18 protein-coding genes and 1 riboswitch are annotated in these 18,513 nt (G+C 68.8%); of the genes, 12 read left to right on the plus strand and 6 right to left on the minus strand.

What is annotated here, in order from left to right; translation table 11 throughout:
* Positions 1-222: 222 nt before the first annotated feature.
* The 4 genes from tyrS to AC1Q6E_RS21875 are packed head-to-tail and all read left to right on the plus strand — an operon-like array spanning position 223 to position 3,748.
* Complete coding sequence (tyrS, locus tag AC1Q6E_RS21860; protein ID WP_296559623.1) at positions 223-1,500, plus strand: tyrosine--tRNA ligase; 1,278 nt, start codon at positions 223-225, stop codon at positions 1,498-1,500.
* A 38-nt stretch (positions 1,501-1,538) separates the two neighbouring features.
* Positions 1,539-2,189: a YbhB/YbcL family Raf kinase inhibitor-like protein gene (locus AC1Q6E_RS21865; RefSeq protein WP_152792494.1), complete on the plus strand. Its 651-nt coding sequence runs from the start codon at positions 1,539-1,541 to the stop codon at positions 2,187-2,189.
* The gene (locus tag AC1Q6E_RS21870) at positions 2,182-2,835 is read left to right on the plus strand and encodes a histidine phosphatase family protein (RefSeq protein ID WP_492573514.1); all 654 of its coding nucleotides are present in this window, start codon (positions 2,182-2,184) and stop codon (positions 2,833-2,835) included. Before AC1Q6E_RS21865 ends, AC1Q6E_RS21870 begins: the two co-directional genes overlap by 8 nt.
* A gap of 22 nt (positions 2,836-2,857) precedes the next feature.
* A complete protein-coding gene (locus tag AC1Q6E_RS21875) occupies positions 2,858-3,748 on the plus strand; it encodes a LysR substrate-binding domain-containing protein (RefSeq protein WP_296559620.1) in 891 nt (296 codons plus the stop codon).
* Here the strand turns inward: AC1Q6E_RS21875 and otnI are convergent.
* The 4 genes from otnI to AC1Q6E_RS21895 are packed head-to-tail and all read right to left on the minus strand — an operon-like array spanning position 3,714 to position 7,354.
* Positions 3,714-4,544: a 2-oxo-tetronate isomerase gene (gene otnI, locus AC1Q6E_RS21880; protein ID WP_296559618.1), complete on the minus strand. Its 831-nt coding sequence runs from the start codon at positions 4,542-4,544 to the stop codon at positions 3,714-3,716. The two genes, AC1Q6E_RS21875 and otnI, sit on opposite strands and share 35 nt — an antisense overlap.
* A 22-nt stretch (positions 4,545-4,566) precedes the next feature.
* On the minus strand, positions 4,567-5,502 hold the full coding sequence (locus tag AC1Q6E_RS21885) for a 2-hydroxyacid dehydrogenase (protein ID WP_152792491.1): 936 nt from the start codon (positions 5,500-5,502) through the stop codon (positions 4,567-4,569).
* A 17-nt stretch (positions 5,503-5,519) separates the two neighbouring features.
* Positions 5,520-6,326, minus strand: a complete 807-nt coding sequence (locus AC1Q6E_RS21890) for a class II aldolase/adducin family protein (RefSeq protein WP_492573515.1) — start codon at positions 6,324-6,326, stop codon at positions 5,520-5,522.
* A 26-nt stretch (positions 6,327-6,352) separates the two neighbouring features.
* Positions 6,353-7,354: a Bug family tripartite tricarboxylate transporter substrate binding protein gene (locus AC1Q6E_RS21895; protein WP_296559612.1), complete on the minus strand. Its 1,002-nt coding sequence runs from the start codon at positions 7,352-7,354 to the stop codon at positions 6,353-6,355.
* A 199-nt stretch (positions 7,355-7,553) separates the two neighbouring features.
* Here AC1Q6E_RS21895 and AC1Q6E_RS21900 point away from each other — a divergent pair, with 199 nt between their 5' ends.
* A complete protein-coding gene (locus tag AC1Q6E_RS21900; RefSeq protein ID WP_152798290.1) occupies positions 7,554-8,567 on the plus strand; it encodes a tripartite tricarboxylate transporter substrate-binding protein in 1,014 nt (337 codons plus the stop codon).
* Positions 8,568-8,600: 33 nt separating this feature from the next.
* On the opposite strand, the gene AC1Q6E_RS21905 is transcribed toward AC1Q6E_RS21900, so the two are convergent.
* Positions 8,601-9,536 (minus strand): 2-hydroxyacid dehydrogenase, encoded by a 936-nt coding sequence (locus AC1Q6E_RS21905; RefSeq protein WP_296559610.1) that lies wholly within the window; start codon positions 9,534-9,536, stop codon positions 8,601-8,603.
* A gap of 118 nt (positions 9,537-9,654) precedes the next feature.
* Positions 9,655-9,790: riboswitch (ZMP/ZTP riboswitch) on the plus strand.
* A 154-nt stretch (positions 9,791-9,944) separates the two neighbouring features.
* On the opposite strand from AC1Q6E_RS21905, the gene glyA reads away from it, so the two are divergent.
* The 3 genes from glyA to ribD all read left to right on the plus strand — a co-directional run bounded on the left by glyA (position 9,945) and on the right by ribD (position 12,947).
* Positions 9,945-11,192, plus strand: coding sequence for a serine hydroxymethyltransferase (glyA, locus tag AC1Q6E_RS21910; protein WP_296559608.1), 1,248 nt, complete (start codon positions 9,945-9,947; stop codon positions 11,190-11,192).
* Between the two features lie 120 nt (positions 11,193-11,312).
* The gene (gene nrdR / locus AC1Q6E_RS21915; RefSeq protein ID WP_152798287.1) at positions 11,313-11,786 is read left to right on the plus strand and encodes a transcriptional regulator NrdR; all 474 of its coding nucleotides are present in this window, start codon (positions 11,313-11,315) and stop codon (positions 11,784-11,786) included.
* A 48-nt stretch (positions 11,787-11,834) separates the two neighbouring features.
* A complete protein-coding gene (gene ribD / locus AC1Q6E_RS21920) occupies positions 11,835-12,947 on the plus strand; it encodes a bifunctional diaminohydroxyphosphoribosylaminopyrimidine deaminase/5-amino-6-(5-phosphoribosylamino)uracil reductase RibD (protein ID WP_492573526.1) in 1,113 nt (370 codons plus the stop codon).
* Between the two features lie 10 nt (positions 12,948-12,957).
* On the opposite strand, the gene AC1Q6E_RS21925 is transcribed toward ribD, so the two are convergent.
* Positions 12,958-13,722, minus strand: coding sequence for an IclR family transcriptional regulator (locus AC1Q6E_RS21925; protein WP_296559604.1), 765 nt, complete (start codon positions 13,720-13,722; stop codon positions 12,958-12,960).
* 155 nt (positions 13,723-13,877) lie between these two features.
* Here AC1Q6E_RS21925 and AC1Q6E_RS21930 point away from each other — a divergent pair, with 155 nt between their 5' ends.
* The 4 genes from AC1Q6E_RS21930 to AC1Q6E_RS21945 all read left to right on the plus strand — a co-directional run bounded on the left by AC1Q6E_RS21930 (position 13,878) and on the right by AC1Q6E_RS21945 (position 18,503).
* Complete coding sequence (locus tag AC1Q6E_RS21930; RefSeq protein ID WP_152798286.1) at positions 13,878-15,149, plus strand: aromatic ring-hydroxylating oxygenase subunit alpha; 1,272 nt, start codon at positions 13,878-13,880, stop codon at positions 15,147-15,149.
* A gap of 57 nt (positions 15,150-15,206) precedes the next feature.
* Entirely contained in the window at positions 15,207-16,181 is a 975-nt protein-coding gene (locus AC1Q6E_RS21935) for a Bug family tripartite tricarboxylate transporter substrate binding protein (protein WP_492573516.1), read from the plus strand.
* 3 nt (positions 16,182-16,184) lie between these two features.
* Positions 16,185-16,958 (plus strand): SDR family NAD(P)-dependent oxidoreductase, encoded by a 774-nt coding sequence (locus AC1Q6E_RS21940; protein ID WP_492573517.1) that lies wholly within the window; start codon positions 16,185-16,187, stop codon positions 16,956-16,958.
* Between the two features lie 111 nt (positions 16,959-17,069).
* Positions 17,070-18,503, plus strand: coding sequence for a TolC family protein (locus AC1Q6E_RS21945; RefSeq protein WP_492573518.1), 1,434 nt, complete (start codon positions 17,070-17,072; stop codon positions 18,501-18,503).
* Positions 18,504-18,513 lie beyond the last annotated feature (10 nt).

The raw sequence follows: 18,513 nt of genomic DNA on the forward strand, positions 1-18,513 counted from the left end.
GAGTGCGGGTCCGGAACGCGGCGTGTCTCGGATTCCGTTGTATTGACGCAACTTCGTTGCGATGCACAAATAGCGTCGCTGGGCTCGATTCATGAACCGAACCCGCGCCTTCATATTTGTAACAACGGGATATCACCGAAACGGGCCGAGTATATAGAAACTCCCCGGGGCCTGCCAATACGATTGTTTACACTTGACACACTTTCCAGAGCAGTTCGCGCCATGACCGAAACGAAACCCGACTCGTCCGTATCTCTTCCCTCTGGCACGCCCGGGGCGGCGGCGACATATCCGGTTACACCGGAGGTCGAACGGGACCTGGCGATCGTCCGGCGCGGCTGCGACGAACTGCTGGTCGAGGCGGAGTTCGCGCGCAAGCTGGCCCGCAGCCGGGCCACGGGCGTGCCGCTGCGCATCAAGCTCGGCCTGGATCCCACCGCGCCCGACATCCACCTGGGCCACACGGTCGTCCTGAACAAGATGCGCCAGTTGCAGGAGCTCGGCCACACGGTCATTTTCCTGATCGGCGACTTCACGTCGATGATCGGCGACCCCAGCGGCCGCAACGCCACCCGCCCGCCGCTGACGCGCGAGCAGATCGAGGCCAACGCCAAGACCTACTACGCCCAGGCCAGCCTGGTGCTCGACCCCGCCCGCACCGAAGTCCGCTACAACTCGGAATGGTGCGACCCGCTGGGCGCGCGCGGCATGATCCAGCTGGCCTCGCGCTACACCGTGGCCCGCATGCTGGAGCGCGAGGACTTCACCAAGCGCTTCAAGGGCGGCGTGCCCATCTCGGTCCACGAGTTCCTGTACCCCCTGATGCAGGGCTACGACTCGGTGGCGCTGAAATCGGATCTGGAACTGGGCGGCACCGACCAGAAATTCAACTTGCTGGTGGGACGCGAGCTGCAGAAGGAATATGGCCAGGAGCCCCAGTGCATCCTGACCATGCCGCTTCTTGAAGGGACGGACGGCGTCGAGAAGATGTCCAAGTCCAAGAACAACTACATCGGTATCTCCGAGACGCCCGAGTCGATGTTCGGCAAGCTCATGTCGATCTCCGACACGCTGATGTGGCGCTACTACGAGCTGCTGTCGTTCCGGTCGCTGGAGGAGATCGCCGGCCTGAGGCGCGAGGCCGAGGCCGGCCGCAACCCGCGCGATATCAAGGTGCTGCTGGCCCAGGAAATCGTTACGCGTTTTCATTCCGCCGCCGCGGCCGAACAGGCCCTGGCCGACTTCGAGGCCCGTTTCAAGCAAAAGGCCATCCCCGACCAGATGCCCGAGGTTGCGCTCGCGGGGGCGCCCCTGGGCATCCTGCAGGTGCTGCGCGAAGCGGGGCTGTGCGCCTCGGCCTCCGAGGCGCAGCGCAACATCGAGCAGGGGGGCGTGCGCATCGATTCGGCCAAGGTCGAGGACAAGGGCCTGAAGCTGGATGCGGGCACCTACGTCATACAAGTTGGTAAACGAAAGTTCGCCCGCGTCACGGTACGATGAAGGGGCAGGCCGGGTAGACGATTTTTAGGAGTATCGCGATGAAGCTCTGGAGCAATTCCTTCATGGATGGCGAACCCATCCCCATGCGTTATGCCTTCGGCAAGATCGACCCCAAGACCCAGGTGACGCTGTCCGACAACGTCAATCCCCACCTGGCCTGGGGCGACGTACCCGCGGGCACGCAATCGTTCGCGATCACCTGCCATGACTACGATGTGCCCAGTAAGGGCGATGACGTCAACCAGGCCGGCAAGCAGGTGCCGGCCAGCCTGCCGCGCGTGGACTTTTTCCATTGGGTGCTGGTGGACGTGCCCGCCGCCAAGACCGAGATCGAGGAAGGCGAGTTCTGCAACGGCGTGACGCCGCGCGGCAAGGCCGGTCCGATGGCGCCCGGCGACACCCGCCAGGGCGTCAACGACTACACCGGGTGGTTCGCGGCCGACCATGACATGAGCGGCGACTACTACGGCTACGATGGCCCGTGCCCGCCGTGGAACGATTCCATCGTCCACCACTACGTGTTCACCGTGTATGCGCTGGATGTGCCCAGGGCCGAGGTCGACGGCAAGTTCACGGGGGGCGACGTGCGTCGCGCGATCGACAAGCACGTGCTGGGGCAGGCGGCCATCACGGGTACCTATACCCTGAATCCGGCCCTGGCGCCGCGGCGGATCGCGCCCAATGACTGAGCTCTGGTTGATCCGCCACGGCGAAACCGAATGGAACCGCTTGCGCCGGGTGCAGGGGGCGCTGGACATCGGCCTGAACGCGCTCGGCCGGGCCCAGGCCGAGCAGGTCGCCGCCCGCTTCCGGCCCGCGCGCGACCGCGTGCGCGCCGTCTACAGCAGCGACCTGGCGCGGGCCCACGATACCGCCCGGCCCACGGCCGGCCGGCTGGGGCTGGACGTGCGGCTCGATGCCGGCCTGCGCGAACGCAAGTACGGTGTATTCGAAGGGCTCAGCTTCGACGAACTGGCCGAGCGCCATCCTCAGGCCGCGGTGGCGGTGCGCGAACGGCATCCGGACTACGAACTCGACGGCGGCGAGTCGCTGCGCCAGTTCCATCTGCGGGTGGTGGACACGCTGGGCCGCATCGCCGCCGCCCACGTCGGAGAACGCGTGCTGGTGTTCACGCACAGTGGCGTGCTGGACACCGCCTATCGCCATGCCGAAGGGCTGTCGCTGCGGGCCGAACGCCGGCACACGCTGCACAACGTCAGCATCAATCGCCTGCTGGTCGAGGACTCGGGCTGGCGGGTGGAGGGCTGGGGCGACGTGGCCCATCTGGACGGCGCGGACCAGGACGCCTGGGAAGAGCCGGCGGACGCGGCCTAGCGGCTGGCGCCCGCCTACCGCCGTGGACCTCAAGCAACTCGAATATTTCGTGAGTGTGGCCGACCTGGGCGGTTTCACGCGGGCCTCCATCGCGCTCGATATCGCCCAGCCCGCGCTCAGCCGGCAAGTGCGCCAGCTCGAAATCGAGCTTGGGCAAAGCCTGCTCCGGCGGACCGGGCGCGGGGTAGTGCCCACCGAAGCGGGGAAGATGCTGCTTGAACACGGGCGAGGCATCCTGCACCAGGTCGCGCGTACCCGCGAGGAACTGGGGCGGTTGCGGGGCGCCCTGGCCGGCCGGGTGGCGATCGGCCTGCCGCCGCGTTTCGCCAAGATGCTGACGGTGCCGTTGACGCGTGCCGTACGGGCGCAGTTGCCGGAGGCGGCGCTGTCCATTTCCGAAGGGCTTTCGACCGGCCTGCAGGAATCCCTGCAAAGCGGCCGGCTGGACGTCGCGCTACTGTACAACCCGGCGCCGTCGCCAGACATCGACAGCGTCGTGCTGCTGGAGGAAGACTTCTACCTGGTTACCCGCCGCGAGGGGCGGGCGCGCCAGTCGATCAGCGTGCGCGAACTGGCCGACCAGCCCCTGGTGATTCCGACCCGGCCCAACACCATACGCATGCTGGTCGAGGCCGAACTGGCCAACATCGGGCTGCATCCGCGCATCGCCATGGAGATAGACGGGGTGGCGGCCATGCTCGACCTGGTGGCCGAAGGCGTGGGCGCCGCGGTGCTGTCGGTCAACGCCGTGCGCACGTCCGGCCGCGAGGAAGTGTTCCGCGCGGTACCCATCGTCAAGCCGCGCCTGCGCAGCAAGCTGGCGCTGGCGGTCAGCGCGCAGCGGCCCGCCACGCGCACGCAGCAGGCCATGCAGGACATCATCCGCGAACTGGTGCTGGGCCTGCGCATGTAGCGGCGCGCGCCCGGCGCAGCCATTCCAGCCCGGCCGAGGTGCCGCCCGGCCGTTCGCCCAGCCGGGGATGGTATTCGCAGCCGATCCAGCCGTCGTAGCCCAGTTCGTCCATCAGGCCGAACAGATAGGGATAGTTGATCTCGCCGGTATCCGGCTCGTGGCGGTCCGGCACGCCCGCGATCTGCACGTGGCCGATATGCCCGGTGGGCAGGTAGCGGCGCAGCCGGGCGGCCAGGTCGCCTTCCACGATCTGGCAGTGATAGAGATCCATCTGGATCTTCAGGTGGGGCGAGCCCACTTCGCGGACGATCTCGTGGGCCTGCTCCTGGCGGGTCAGGAAGAAGCCGGGCACGTCGCGGGGGTTGATCGGCTCGATCAGCACCGTGCGCCCCTGGCGTGCGGCCAGGTCCGCGGCCCAGGCGAGGTTCTCTACATAGGTCGCGTGCAGCGGCACGGGATCCGCCTGCGCGGGCACCCGGCCGGGCATGACGTGCAGGCTGCCGCAATCGAGCGCCGCGGCATAGTCCAGCGCGCGCAGGAAGCTGTCGCGGAATTCGCGCCGCCGGCCGGGCAGGCAGGCGATCCCGCGTTCCTCCGGGTGCGACCGGGGCGTGGCGTTGAAGAACACCAGGCGCAGGCCATGGTCGCGCAGGCGGGCCGCCAGGTCCCCGGCGGGATGGTCGTAGGGGAAAAAGAACTCGACCGCCGTGAATCCGTCCCGCATCGCGCAACCGAACCGCTCCAGGAAGGGGCGGTCGGGATAAAGCATCGAGAGATTGGCGGCGAAGCGCGGCATGGTCGGTTGCTCCGTGGGGCGTTCAGACCGGGGTCAGGACCTGTCCGGTGCGGAAGTAGGCGTCCAGGTTGTCGCATACCAGCCCTTCCATGTCGGCGCGCGATTCGCGCGTGAAGCCGGCGATGTGCGACAGCGCGACGACTTGGTCTGTCTCCAGCAGGGCCGGGGGCACGTCGGGCTCGTGTTCGAACACGTCCAGGCCCGCGCCGCCCAGGCGGCCTTCCTGCAAGGCCCGGACCAGCGCCGGCTCGTCCACCACGCTGCCGCGCGCGATGTTGACCAGGATACCTCGCGGGCCGAGCGCCGCCATGACGTCGGCGTTCACCAGATGGCGGGTGGCGGGGCCGCCCGGGCAGGCCACGACCAGGAAGTCGGCCCATCGGGCCAGTTCCACCAGTGAAGGTTCGTGTTCGTACGGGGAGCCCGCGACCGGCCGGCGCGTGTGGTAGCGCACCGCCATGTCGAAGCCGGCGGCGCGGCGCGCGACGGCCTGGCCGATGCCACCGAAGCCCAGCAGCCCCATGTTCTTGCCGTGGACGCGCGTCATCAGCGGACGCTGGCCGGTCTTCCAGCCGCCGGCCCGCACGAAGCGGTCGGTCGTGGAAATGCCGCGCGCCACGTCGATCGCCAGGCCCATGGCCAGGTCGGCGACGCAGCCGTCCAGGACGCGCGGCGTGTTGCTGATCTGCATGCCGAGACGCCTGGCGGTCTCGACGTCGATCTTGTCGTAGCCCACGCCGAAGTTGACGATGACGCGGGCATGGGGCACGGCGTTCAGGATGTCGGCGCCACAGGCATCGCGCACGTGCACGGCGATGCCTTCGAATGCGGGGCCGTGTTCGGCCAGGAAGGCGGCGCGATCGGGCTGCTTCCACAGCGGGGCGATGTCGTAGTCGCGCGCCAGTCGCTCATCGGCGGGGGCGGTGATGGGGCCGATCTGCAGGATGCGGTGTTTCATCGTAGGGACTCCTGGCGTCAATCGCGATAGCTCGTGTCGCGGCGGTCCAGCATACGCAGCAGCGCCGGCCATTCGCGTTCGCCGTGGGGGGGGTGGGTGCCGTCCGGATTGGGCGTGGGGGCGTGGCGCAGTTGCTGGTAGGCGCGCTCGGCCACGGCCGGCGCCGGCATGTGCAGGGGACTGCCGGCCGACAGCGTCAGCAACTGCGTCTGGCACGCCCGTTCGAGCCGCTGCATGTTGACGAAGGCCTCGGCCACGGTCCTGCCTATCGCCAACAGCCCGTGATTGCGCAGGATCATGACGTCGTGGCCGGCCAGGTTGGCGGCCAGCCGCTGGCGCTCGTCCACGTCCACCGCCACGCCTTCGAAGTCGTGGTAGCCCACGCCGCCAGCGAAGCGCATCGCGGTCTGGTTCAGCGGCAGCAGGCCGCATTGCAGGGCCGACACCGCCATGCCGGCGGGCGTGTGGGTATGCAGGACGCAGGCCACGTCCGGCCGCGCGCCGTGGATGGCGCTGTGGATCACGTAGCCGGGCAGGTTGATCGTGTACTGCGCATTGGGGTTGTGGATCACCTTGCCCGCCAGGTCGACCTTGATCAGGCATGACGCCGTGATTTCCTCGTACATCATGCCGAACGGGTTGATCAGGAAATGCTCGTCGTCGCCCGGGACCCGCGCCGAGATGTGGTTGAGGATCATGTCGCTCATGCCGAACAGATCTATCAGCCGGTAGCACGCGGCCAGGTCTATCCTCGTCCGTCTTTCCGCATCGGTGATGGCGGCGGTTTCTTGCGGCGCCGAAGGCGCCGTACTGCGGTTCGTCATGACGGTTCCGTTGGTGTGGTCGGGTTTCATTGTTTCTCGATGCCGGCTTCTTCGATGACGACTCGCCACTTGGCGGCGTCCTTGCGGAAGACCTCCTTGAGCGCCTCCGGCGTGCTGCCGCGCGGCTCTATGCCCAGCGCGATAAAGCGCTGGCGCACGTCCGGCGATTGCAGGGCCTTGCCGATTTCCTGGTTGAGCTTGCGCACCACGGCGGGTGGCGTGCCGGCGGGGGCGACGATGCCGTTCCAGGAGTCCGATTCGTACCTGGCCAGGGCCGGGATGCCGCTTTCCGCGATCGTGGGCACGTCGGGCAGGAACCCTATCCGCGTGGAGCCCGTGGTCGCGATGGCCCGCAGTGAGCCCCCGCGGATCTGGCCCAGCGCGCCGGTGACGGTTTCCATCCCCACCTGGACATTGCGGCCGCGCAGCGCGGCGATGACGTCGCCGGTGGACTTGAACGGGACGATGGGGACGTCCAGTCCCGCCATGGTCGCGAACAGGCGCGCGGACAGGTGCTGGGCGCTGCCGACGCTGATCGTGCCGATGTTGAAATGCGCCGGATCCCGGCGGGCGGCGGCGACGACGTCGTCGACGGTCTTGAGCGGACTGTCCTTGTCGGCCACCAGCAGGAAATGGAAGGTGCCGATGGTGGAGATCATCGAGAAGCTGTCCACCGGGTCGTAGGGCAGCGACTTGAACAGGTAGGGGCTGAACGCGTTCTGTCCGCTGACCAGCAGCAGGGTGTAGCCGTCCGGCGCGGCGCGGGCGACCATCGAGGCCGCCGTGATGCCGCCAGCGCCGGGCGCGTTCTCGACCACGACGCTCTGGCCCAGCGACTCGGCCATTTTCTGCGCCAGGGTCCGGACCACGGTGTCGCCCAGTCCGCCCGGGCCGAAGCCGACGACGATCTTGACCGGTTTCTGCGGGAAGGCCTGCGGCCACGCGGCCGGCGAGGCCAGGAGGGTGGCGAGCGCGAGCAGCAGCGGGGAAAGGAAGCCGCGCCGGAGCGGGCGATGGTGGCGGTCCATGATGTCTCCTGGTAGTCCGGCAGTGTCGTCCTGCCTGGAGGAGCATTGTGGTCAGGCGCGGCGCCGCCCGATACCGCTTTCGATGGACAGCTGTTATGCCGTTTTGATATGGCTGGGACGGGTCTAGGGGTTTCCGCCGTCAGGCCGGTCCAGGGCGATCGGCTATGCTTGATCCCCGCTTTTCACGCACCTCCCAGACATGACGATCTCCACTTCCCGCACCGTTTCCCGCTCCACCCGCCGCCGCCTGCTGGCAGCCGTGCCCGCCCTCGGCATGGCTGCCGTCGCCGCGCCCAACGCCTGGGCGCAGGGCCGCAAGCGGGTGACCCGCATCATCGTGCCGTTCGCGCCGGGCGGCGGGAACGACGTGTTCGCGCGCCAGCTCGCGTTCAGCCTGAACGCGATGACCCAGAAGGATGTCATCGTCGAGAACAAGCCGGGGGCCGGCGGCAATCTCGGCACGGAACTGGTGGTGCGCGCCGCGGCCGACAGCAACACCTTCCTGCTCGGCCACACGGGTACGATCGCCATCAATCCCGCGCTCTACAAGAACCTGGCGTTCAACGCCTCCACGGATCTGCAGCCGGTCGCGATGTTCGCGTCGTCGGCCTTGCTGCTGGTGGTGCCGGCCGCCTCGCCCGTCAAGACCGTCGCGCAACTGGCCGACGCGCTCAAGGCCAAGAATGCCGACCTGGCCTATGCGTCCAGCGGAGCCGGCACGGGCGGCCACCTGACGGCGGAAATGTTCCTGCACGCCCTGGGGGCGCGCGCCGTCCATGCGCCGTACAAGGGCACGGCGCCGGCGCTGGCCGACGTGGCTGGCGGCCAGGTGGATTTCAGCTTCAGCGTGATCCCGGCCGCCATGGCGCTGGTCAAGGCGGGCAAGCTGCGGGCGCTGGCCGTCACGAGCGCGAAGCGGCTGGCCCTGTTGCCGGACGTGCCGACCGTGGCCGAGTCCGGTGTCCCCGCGCTGGCCGGGTTCGAGAGCACGCTTACCTACGGCATCCTGGCCCCCAAGGGCGTGCCGCAGGCGGACGTGGCGCAACTCGGCGCCGAGATCCTGAAGGCGGCCTCCACGCCCGAATTCCAGTCCAAGCTCGGCATCGAAGGCGCCGAGCCGCTGCTGGGCGGCGCGGCCGACTATGCCCGCAAGGTCCAGGAAGAAAGCCGCAAGTGGTCCGAGGTGGTGAAGTTCTCGGGGGCGTCGGTCTAGGGCCTGTTCCCGGCAGGCCGCCCAGGCTTCCGCTCAGACCGGGTTCAGTACCTGCCCGGTGCGGAAAAACGCATCCAGGTTGTCGCACACCCGGGCTTCCATGTCCGCCCGCGATTCGCGGGTGAAGCCGGCGATGTGCGACACCGCCACCACGTTGTCCATTTCCAGCAGGGCCTGGGGCACGTCGGGCTCGTTCTCGAACACGTCCAGGCCGGCGCCGCCCAGGCGGCCTTCCTGCAAGGCCCGGACCAACGCGGCCTCGTCCACCACGCTGCCGCGCGCGATGTTCACCAGGATGCCGGACGGCCCCAGCGCCTCCAGGATTTCCGCGTTCACCAGGTGGCGGGTGGCCGCGCCGCCGGGGCAGGCCACCACGAGGAAATCGGCCCATCGGGCCAGTTCGGCCAGCGATGGTTCGTGCCGGTGCGGGGAGCCCGCGACCGGCCGGCGCGTGTGGTAGCGCACCGCCATGTCGAAGCCGGCGGCGCGCCGGCCGATGGCCTGGCCTATGCCGCCGAAGCCCAGCAGGCCCATGTTCTTGCCGTGGACGCGGGTCATCAGCGGGCGCTGGCCCGTTTTCCAGCCGCCGGCCCGCACGAAGCGGGTGGCGACGGAGATGCCGCGCGCCGCGTCGATCGCCAGGCCCATGGCCAGGTCGGCGACACAGCCGTCCAGCACTTCCGGCGTGTTGCTGATCTGCATGCCCTGGCGCTTGGCGGTATCGATGTCTATCCGGTCGTAGCCCACGCCGAAATTGGCGATGACGCGGGCATTGGGCAGGGCCTTCAGGATCTCGGCGCCGCAGGCGTCCCGCACGTGGATCGCGATGCCTTCGAATCCGGCGCCGTGCGCGGCCAGGAAGGCGGCGGGATCCGTCTGTTTCCACAGCGGCGCGATGTCGTAGTCGCGTGCCAGGCGGGTGTCGACGGCGGGTGTGATGGAGGCTATCTGCAGGATGCGGTGCGTCATCGGGGAAAGTCCTGGAGGTCGGTTGTCGATCACGTTCAGGCCGCCACGATAGCCCATGTTGCGCCGCCGCGCAGACCCGCGCCATGGCGCACCAGTCTGGGGTAAACTAGCCGCTGCCTTCACCCTGCGTAACTGGCGACTCTAGGCCCCGGGCCTAGGTGGGTTTACCACAAGGAAGCGCAGGGTTTTCGGCGGTTCGGTTCGTCCCATCCGGGGCGCGGCCGCGCCGCCCGCCGTTCGCCTGGGCAGCCGTTAGGCAGATTCGTAGATCGCGTCACGCCGTCTTTCGTTTCGGCTGCCCTGCCGCGCAGGCGCAGCAGGGCGATGTGGCGCGGTTTCCGTCATATCGGCTGGCCGGTCGCGTTGAACTCGCCGGTTGGCCTCGTTCTGCACAGGAAGCAAACCGTCATGTTCGACCGCAACGTCACCATCGCCCAGGCCGATCCCGAACTCTGGTCCGCCATCGAGCTGGAAAACCAGCGCCAGGAACAGCACATCGAGCTGATCGCCTCGGAAAACTACGCCAGCCCCGCCGTCATGCAGGCCCAGGGCACGCAGCTCACCAACAAGTATGCCGAAGGCTATCCCGGCAAGCGCTATTACGGCGGCTGCGAGTTCGTCGACATCGTCGAACAGCTGGCCATCGACCGCGCCAAGCAGATCTTCGGCGCCGATGCCGTGAACGTGCAGCCCAACTCGGGCTCGCAGGCCAACCAGGGCGTGTACATGGCCGTGCTCAAGCCCGGCGACACCGTGCTGGGCATGAGCCTGGCCGAGGGCGGCCACCTGACCCACGGTTCGCCGGTCAATGCCTCGGGCAAGCTGTACAACTTCCTGTCCTACGGCCTGGACGCCCGGGAAGAAATCGACTACGACCAGGTCGCGCGCCTGGCCGCCGAGCACAAGCCCAAGCTGATCGTGGCCGGCGCCTCTGCCTATGCGCTGCGCATCGACTTCGCCCGGTTCGCCGAGATCGCCAAGGCCAACGGCGCGCTGTTCATGGTCGATATCGCCCACTACGCCGGCCTGGTCGCCGGCGGCGCCTATCCCAACCCGGTCCCGCACGCCGATTTCGTCACCTCGACCACCCACAAGTCGCTGCGCGGCCCGCGCGGCGGCCTGATCATGTGCAAGGCCGAGTTCGAGAAGGCCGTCAATTCGGCCATCTTCCCGGGCATACAGGGCGGTCCGCTGGAGCACGTCATCGCCGCCAAGGCGGTGGCTTTCAAGGAAGCGCTGGAACCCTCGTTCAAGCAGTACGCCGCCCAGGTCGTGGCCAACGCCAAGGTGATGGCCGAGACGCTGGTCGAGCGCGGCCTGCGCATCGTGTCGGGGCGTACCGAAAGCCACGTGATGCTGGTGGACCTGCGCGCCAAGGGCATCACCGGCAAGGACGCCGAACTGGCCCTGGGCCAGGCCCACATCACGGTCAACAAGAACGCCATCCCGAACGATCCGGAAAAGCCCTTCGTGACCAGCGGCGTGCGTGTCGGTTCGCCGGCCATGACCACCCGCGGCTTCAAGGAAGACGAGGCCCGCCTGACCGCCAACCTCATCGCCGACGTGCTGGACAATCCGCGCGACGAGGCCAACATCGCGGCCGTGCGCGAGCGCGTCAACGCCCTGACCGCCAAGTTCCCGGTCTACGGCGGGTAGTAGGGCCCACCCCCTACGCCCTTCGGGCGCCCCCTCGAGGGGGCGGCGCCGGCGGACCGGCGGAGCCGGATCCGCGGCGCCCTGGAGGGGGGCTAGGTTGCAGAGGATCGAGGACCACACATGAAGTGTCCTTTCTGTCGCCATGACGACACCCAGGTGATGGACACCCGGGTGCTGGAAGAGGGCAGCGCCATTCGCCGGCGCCGTCGCTGCACGCAGTGCGACCGGCGTTTCACCACCTACGAGCGGGTGGAGCTGTCGCTGCCGGCGGTGGTCAAGCGCAATGGCAGCCGGTCCGAGTACGACCAGGGCAAGCTGCGCGGCAGCCTGATGCTGGCGCTGCGCAAGCGGGCCGTCAGCGCCGACGCGGTGGAAGCCGCCGTCACGCGCATCGAGGAAGCCCTGATGACCAGCGGCCTGCGCGAGGTGCCGTCCGAGCGTGTGGGCGAACTGGTCATGCAGGAGCTCAAGAAGCTCGACAAGATCGCCTATATCCGCTTTGCCTCGGTCTACAAGAGCTTCGAGGACGTGGACGAATTCACCGATGTCGTGCGCGAGATCCAGGGGCCCCGGCCCCCCGCCGCGAAGTCCTGACCCCCGATGAGCGCCGATATCGCCGAACGTCCCGAGGATGCCGCCTGGATGAGGCGGGCGTTGTCGCTCGCCGAGAGCGTCCTGTACACGACCTCGCCGAATCCGCGCGTGGGTTGCGTCATCGTGCGCGACGGCCAGGTCCTGGGCGAGGGCGCGACCCAGCCCGTGGGCGGGCCGCATGCCGAGGTCCGGGCGCTGCGCGACGCGCAGGCGCGCGGCCTGTCGGTGGCAGGCGCCACCGTCTACGTCACGCTCGAACCGTGCAGCCACCATGGCCGCACGCCGCCCTGCGTCGATGCGCTCGTCGCCGCCGCGCCGGCGCGGGTCGTCGTGGCGATGGGCGATCCCAATCCGCGCGTCAACGGCGAAGGCCTGGCGCGGCTGCGCGCCGCGGGCATCGCCGTCACCGCGGGCGTGTGCCTGGACGAGGCGCTGGCGCTGAACGTCGGTTTCGTTTCCCGCATGAGCCGGGGCACGCCCTGGCTCTGGGCCAAGATGGCGGCGTCGCTGGACGGGCGCAGCGCGCTGCCCAACGGCAAGTCGCAATGGATCACCGGCGAGGCCGCGCGAGCCGACGGCCACCATTGGCGCGCGCGCAGTTGCGCGGTGCTGACCGGCATCGGCACCGTGCTGGCCGACGATCCGCGCCTGGACGTGCGCCACGTCGCGACCACGCGCCCGCCGCGCAAGATCGTGCTGGATACGCATCTGCGCATGCCGGCCGACGCGCGCCTGTTCGATGGCGCGGAAACCTGGATCTTCACGGCGCGCGAGGATGTCGGCCGCGCCGCCGAGCTGGCGGCGCGCAACGCGCGGGTCATCTGCCTGCCGGACGTGGACGGCCGCGTCGACCTGCCCGGCGTCATGCGCTGGCTGGGGCAGCACGACATCAACGAAGTCCATGCCGAGGCCGGCGCGGTGCTGACCGGCGCCTTGCTGCAGGCCGGCTGCGTGGACGAACTGCTGGTCTACATGGCGCCCATGCTGCTGGGCGAGGGCGCCGGCATGGCGCGTCTGCCGCTGATCGAGGACCTGGATCAGGCGCGCCGTTTCCATTTCGTGGACGTGCGCGGGCTGGGTCCGGATGTCCGGCTGCGAGCGCAGGATCCGCGGCGGCTGGCGGCCGCGCGCGCGGCCGTCACGCCGGCGCGGCGGGCCTGATCCGCCACGCTCAGGGGGCCGTCCGGCTACCCAGCGTGCGCGACAATTCGGCGGCTTCCCGCACCACCATTTCCCCGAATTCCTCGATGCGGTCGGCGGGCAGCCGCGCGCCGGGGCCGAACACGCCCAGCGAGCCCGCCACCTGGCCGCTGCGATCGAAGAACGGCGCGGCGATGGCCACCGCGCCCTGTATCAGTTCGTCCTTGCTGACGGCATAACCCCGCCGCTTCACCATGTCCAGGTCCTCGGCCGGCCGCGCGATGTCCAGGCCGCGCTCGGCCGCGTAGCGTCGCCGGTCTGCGTCGCCTTGTCCGATGCTGGCCAGGATGGCCCGGCCGCTGGCACCCACCGAGATGCGTTCGCGATAGCCGATGCCGCGCTTGAAGCTCAAGGGCTGGGGACTGGGCAGTTCGGCGATGCAGAGCCGGTCGCCGCCTTGCAGCACGAACAGGGCGACCGTCTCGCCCGTCTGCTCGCGCAGCCGCTGCATCGGCAGCGCCGCCAGCGCGCTCAGGTCCAGGCTGGACGTCCAGACATGGGCCAGTTGGCCCACCGAAGGGCCCAGGCGGAATTTTTGCGGATCGCCTTCCGACACCACGAAGCCGCATTGCTCCAGTGTGTACAGCAGGCGGTACAGCGTGGGCCGACTCAGGTCCACGCGCTTGAGCAACTGTCCCACCGTCAGCTCGTAGTCCGTGGCCGTGAAGGCCAGCAGGATCTCCAGGGCCCGGTCCACGGCCCGCACGCTTTCGCCCGGTTTCTCGGTTTCCGCCACGCCTTTCCTCGTTTGTCTCTGTCCATCGAACTCGACATCGTAGCCGAGCCGCCACCGGGTTCCGTTGCCGCCTGCCCGTTGACAATCCGCTTTATGTCCGTAGAATGGACTTAATTATCACAGAGCGGACATATCCTGTTGAAGGAAGTGGAGTCATGAACAAGGAAACCTCGGAAATCCTGGTGCGCACGGGCCCGGGCACGCCCATGGGCAATCTGCTGCGTCGCTATTGGGTTCCCATCCTGAAATCGAGCGAGGTCGCCGAGCCCGACTGTCCGCCGGTGCGCGTGCAGATCATGGGCGAGAAGCTGCTGACGTTCCGCGACAGCAGCGGGCAAGTGGGGCTGATCGACGAGTTCTGTTCGCATCGCGGCGTGTCGCTGTACTTCGGCCGCAACGAAGAGGACGGCATCCGCTGCGCCTACCACGGCCTGAAATTCAACCGCCTGGGTGCATGCGTGGACGTGCCGTCGGCGCCGCAAAGCTGCGGCCGCATGGGCATCAAGGCCTATCCGTGCATCGAGCGCGGTTCCCTCGTCTGGGCCTACATGGGGCCGCCCGAGACGCAGCCCAGCCTGCCCGAGGTCGAATGGTGCGGCCTGCCGGAAAGCCACATCTACGTGTCCAAGCGGCTGCAGGAATCCAACTACCTGCAAGCCATGGAAGGCGGGATCGACACCAGCCACGTGTCGTACGTGCACCGCTACGAGGTCGACGTCGATCCGCTGCACCAGGGCACCAAGGCCAACGATTACATCAAGGCCGACGGCAACGTCGTGTTCGACATTGAAAAGAACCCGTTCGGCCTGTCGCTGTACGGCCGCCGCAACGGCGAACCCGACTCGTACTACTGGCGTGTCACCCAGTGGCTGTTCCCGTGGTTCACCCTGATCCCGCCGTTCGGCGACCATGCCCTGGGCGGCCACGTCTGGGTGCCCATCGACGATCACAACTGCTGGGCCTGGAGCATCAACTTCCATCCGGGCAAGCCGCTGTCCGGGCAGGAGCGCGCGGACCTGGACGCGGGCAAGGGCATCCACGCGCCCTGTGATCCCGTCACCTTCCGCCCGCTGGCCAACAAGGACAACGACTACCTGATCGACCGCGTGGCGCAGAGAGAGAAGCGCGCCTACAGCGGCGTGTTCGGTTTCGCCATGCAGGATGCGTCGCTGCAGGAAAGCATGGGCCCCATCCAGGACCACGAGGCCGAACGGTTGTTGCCCACGGACCGCGCCATCGTCATGGCGCGCCGCATGCTGCACGAAGCCGCCGTGGGCCTGGCCAACGGTGCCGAGCCGCCGGCGCTGGACGGCGCGGCGCAGCGCGTGCGCGCCGCCGGCGTCCTGCTGGACCGTGCCGCCGATCCGATGGAGTGGGCCAAGAAACACCTGGCGGACGGCCTGGACGAGCCTGTCTACAGCGTGTAGCCATGCGGCCCGGGCTTCGCCCGGCCGCTTCGAGAACGAGAGGGTAAGGAGACTTTCATGCATGCATTGCTACGCAAGGCGGCCTGTGCGCTGGCCGTCTGTTCCATGGCGCAGGCGGCCGCGGCCGCCGGGGAATGGGCGCCCACCAAGCCGGTGCGCATCATCGTGCCCATCGTCGGCAGCACCAACGACGTGCTGGGGCGGCTGGTGGCGTCCAAGCTCGAAGGCATACTCGGGCAACCCGTCATCGTCGAGAACAAGCCGGGCGCCGGCGGCAACATCGGCGCCGACCTGGTGGCCAAGTCGCCGCCGGACGGCTACACGCTGCTGGTGGGCTACAACGGCCCGATCGCCATCAACAAGACGCTGTTCGACAACATGCCCTACGATCCCGTCACCGATCTGGCGCCGATCACGCTCGCGGTCAGTTCGCCGCAATACCTGGTGGTCAATCCCGGGCTGCCGGTCAAGAGCGTGGCCGACCTGGTGGCCTGGTCCAAGGCCCATCCGGGCAAGCTGTCCTACGGATCGGTGGCCACCGGCAGCGCCTCGCACCTGACCATGGAAATGCTGAACGAGGCCGCCGGGCTGGGCGCCACGCACGTTCCCTATCGCGGCGCGTCGCCGGCGCTGGTCGATCTGGTGGCGGGCAACGTGCAGGCGGCGTTCATGGTGCCCGGCAACGTCCAGCAGTACGTGAAAGAAGGGCGGCTCAAGCTGCTGGCCTCGACCGGCGAGAAGCGCTTTCCCAGCACGCCCGACATTCCGACCATGATCGAGTCGGGCTATCCCCATTTCGTCGCCACGTCGTGGATAGGCTTCCTGGCGCCGGCCGGCACGCCGCGCCCCATCATCGATCGCTACAACAAGGAGATCGTGAAGATCCTGCGCATGCCCGACGTGCAGCAGAAGCTGCGCGACATGGAGTTCGAGGTCGTGGCCAACACGCCTGAACAGTTCGGCGCGTGGATACGGACCGAAGTGGAGCGCTGGGGCAAGGTCATCAAGGCCACTGGCGCGAAGGCGGGATGAGCCATGGCCAGACTTGCCGAACGCAGGGCCCTGATCACTGGCGGCGCCGCGGGCATAGGCGCCGCCATCGCGCGGGTCTTCTGCCAGGAAGGCTCGGCGGTGCTGCTGGTGGACCGCGATGCCGACGCGCTGGCGCGCACCGCCGCGGCGCTGCGCGAACAGCATCCGGAGGCCCGGGTCGAATGCCTGGCCGCCGACGTGGCCGACGAGGAGGCGGCATGGAATGCGGCCGAGTTGGCCCGGCGGACCTGGGGCGGGCTGGACGTCCTGGTCTGCAACGCGGCCATGCGCAACTACTCGCCCCTGGCCGAGGCGCGGCCCGAGGAATGGCGCGCCATGGTGGACGTCAACCTGGTCGGCACGGCCAACTACTGCCGTGCCGCGTTGCCCGCGCTGCGCGAGTCGGGCAGGGGCAGCCTGGTGATCGTGTCGTCGTGCTACGCAGTGACGGGCCGGGCGGGCATGGGTATCTACGACGCGACCAAGGCCGGCCTGCTGGCGATGACCCGCACGCTGGCGTTCGAGGAAGCGCCGCACGGCGTGCGCGTCAACGCCGTGTGCCCGGGCTCGACGCTGACCGAGTTCCACGTGGGCCGGGCCCAGGCTCGCGGCAAGGCGATCGAGCAGTTGAAGGGCGAGCGCAGCGCGACGTCCCTGTTGGGGCGCTGGGCCGCGCCCGAGGAGATTGCCTGGCCCGTGCTGTGGCTGGCCTCGGACGAGGCCTCGTTCATGACCGGGACCCAGGTCCTGGTGGATGGCGGGTTGTCGGCGATGTGATGCGCAAGATGCGCACTATCCGCCTGTTTTCTTTATGATGTCCCCATCAGGCGTAGCCGGCATGGGGTGTCCGGCCCCGCCGTATTTCTCGGGGGGGCGGGATCCGTGCATGTGTCGGCGTCCAGAAGCAGGAAGTCCCGCTCAGGCGAGGGTGAACAGCGGCGGTGGGAAGTGCGCGGGGCCGTGGCCTGGCTGGCCGTCGCCCTGCACGCGGGCGCGGCGGCCCAGGCGCTGCCCGCCCTGAGCTTCCAGGCGGCCCAGCAGCAGGTGCTGGCGCATTCCGACAAACTGGGCGCGGCGCGGGCGGCGGTCCAGAGCAAGGAACTCCAGCTGGAGGGCGTGCGCAACCTGGGGGGCCCCTCGCTCAGCGTGTCGGCCTCTCATATCCGCTACGAAGCCAACGCCAATCTCAGCCTGTCCGGGCTGAACAACATCGGTATTCCGCTGCCCCTGCCTTCCAACGTGGAACTGGAGCGGCGCGGCTCTCTCACCAATAAATCCGTCATCGGCATCTGGCCCCTCTATCTGGGCGGGGCCACCGACGCGGCCCGCGGCCTGGTCCATGCCCAGGCCGACGAGGCGCGGGCGGACGCGACCCAGGCCGGCTACGAGGTGCAGGCCACGCTGGCCAAGCGCTACTTCGCCGCGCAGCTCGCCGCCCGCGCATGGGATCTGCGCCGCGAGGCCCTGCGCGCCATCGGCGAACACGACCGCGCGGCCGAGCGCATGATGGCCGAAGGCACCATTGCCCGTGTCGAGCGGTTGCAGGCCCGCGTCGCGCTGGAGGATGCGCGGCGCGAGGAGCGCAAGGCGCAGGATACGCTCGAACTGGCGCAGGTCGCCCTGGGGCGGACACTGCGGATGGAGGAGGCCGTGCGGCCGTCGACGCCGCTGTTCATCCTGACCCGGTCGATCGAACCGCTGTCGTATTTCCTGGATGCCGCGATGCGCGGCCATCCCGCGTTGGGCAAGGTCGCGGCCAAGGAAGAACAGGCGCGGCAATTGCACGCGGTGGAGACCGCCACGCGCCGGCCGCAGGTGTTCGCGTTCGGCGGGCACCAGATCCGCAGCGAGAACGGCAGCTGGCTGGTGGGGGTGGGCGTGCGCTGGACGCTGTGGGACTCGCTGGATCGGCCGTCGCTGGACGCCGCCAGCGACAAGACCATCCTCCAGGCCCAACTGACCGAGGCCCAGGCGCGGCAGGACATCAGCCTGCTGGTGGAAAGCAAATGGCGCGCGGTGGACCAGGCGCGCCGCCAGTTCCTGGCGACCGGCGCCAGCGTGGAGCTGGCCGACGAGGTGGTGCGCCTGCGCGCCAGCGGCCTGCGCGAAGGCGTCAGTACCGCCACCGACCTGATCGACGCCGAGACCAACCGCGCCAAGGTACAGACCGAAAGGGCGCAGGCCGCCTACGACTACATCCAGTCCCTGGCCGAATTGCTGGAGGCCAGCGGGCTGGGCGGCGAGCTGGCGCGCTACATCGAACGGGCGGACGTGCGCCTGCCGCTGGCGGCCGTGGTCGCCGACCCTGCCCGCGGCCCCTGACGACAACGAG

It is taken from the genome of Pigmentiphaga sp. MLSB6-MA01, assembly GCF_058793475.1.